The 1,445-nt window shown below is 70.9% G+C and carries 1 protein-coding gene; it reads left to right on the top strand.

Annotated features, from left to right (window positions below; genetic code table 11):
• Positions 1-168: 168 nt before the first annotated feature.
• On the top strand, positions 169-1,445 hold a 1,277-nt coding region (gene thrC, locus FV228_RS29630), incomplete at its 3' end, for a threonine synthase (RefSeq protein WP_147857713.1).

Genomic DNA, 1,445 nt, shown 5'->3' with positions numbered 1-1,445 from the left:
GAACCGGGGTGCCGCGGGGGTGATCCGGTCCTAGGCGCGGCGGCGCAACCGGTCCTGAACCGGCCCGTTCAGGCCCGGTTAAACCGCGCGGGCCCGCCGCGACCGCCCGGACTTTCGACAGGTCCGCCCGCATCGTGTAGAGGGGGCGCCTTCCTCCCGGAGGCCCCTGTGCTCCACGTCTCGACCCGCGGCGAGGCCGCGCCGCTCTCGTTCTCGGATGCCCTCCTCGCAGGCCTCGCCCGCGACGGCGGACTCTACGTGCCGCAGACCTGGCCGCAGATCGGCCGGGCGGAGATCGCCGGCTTCGCCGGCAAGCCCTACGCGGAGGTGGCCAAGCGCGTGCTGCGCCCGCTGATCGATGGCGAGATCGAAGACACCGATCTCGACCGGATGATCGACGAATCCTACGCCACCTTCCGGCACCCGGCGGTCTGCCCGCTGACCCAGCTCGACGACAACCTGTTCCTGCTGGAGCTCTTCCACGGGCCGACGCTGGCCTTCAAGGACGTGGCGATGCAGCTGCTCGGGCGGCTGATGGACCACGTGCTCACCAAGCGCGACACCCGCGCCACCATCGTGGGCGCGACCTCGGGCGATACCGGCTCGGCCGCCGTCGAGGCGTTCGGGGACCTCGACCGGGTCGACATCTTCATCCTCTACCCGCACGGGCGCGTGTCGGAGGTCCAGCGGCGGCAGATGACCTCGGTGCCGGCCCAGAACGTCCACGCGCTCGCCGTGGACGGCACCTTCGACGATTGCCAGAACCTGGTCAAAGCCCTGTTCCAGCACGCGGATTTCGCCGATTCCGTGCGCCTGTCCGGGGTCAACTCGATCAACTGGGCCCGGGTCGCGGCGCAGGCGGTGTACTACTTCACCAGCGCGGTGGCGCTCGGCGCGCCCCACCGGCCGGTCTCCTTCGCGGTGCCGACCGGCAATTTCGGCGACGTGCTCGCCGGCTGGGTCGCCAAGCGGATGGGGCTGCCGATCGAGCGGCTGATGATCGGCACCAACGCCAACGACATCCTGGTGCGTACCCTGGAGCACGGCGCCTACGCGCTGCGCGGCGTCGTGCCCACGACCTCCCCCTCCATGGACATCCAGATTTCTTCGAATTTCGAGCGGCTGCTGTTCGAGGCGCTCGGCCGCGACGCCTCGGCGCTGTCGCGGCTGATGTCCGGGCTGAAGCAGTCCGGCGGCTTCTCCTTGAGCCCGGAGATCCTGGCCTCAATCCGCTCCGAGTTCGACGCCGTCGCGGTGCCGGAGCCCGACGTGATGGAAGAGATCGCCCTGACCCAGGCCGCCACCGGGATCGTGCTCGATCCCCACAGCGCCATCGGGGTGCGCGCCGGCCGCCGGCTCCTGGAGCGGGATCCCGCAACCCCCGTCGTCGCCCTGGCCACCGCGCACCCGGCCAAGTTCCCGGACGCGGTCGCCAAGGCCACCGG

This window comes from Methylobacterium sp. WL18, from assembly GCF_008040015.1.
Classification (GTDB): Bacteria; Pseudomonadota; Alphaproteobacteria; order Rhizobiales; family Beijerinckiaceae; genus Methylobacterium; species Methylobacterium mesophilicum.
The sequence above is the reverse complement of the archived record's forward strand: the minus strand, read 5'-3'. Positions and strand labels throughout refer to the sequence as shown.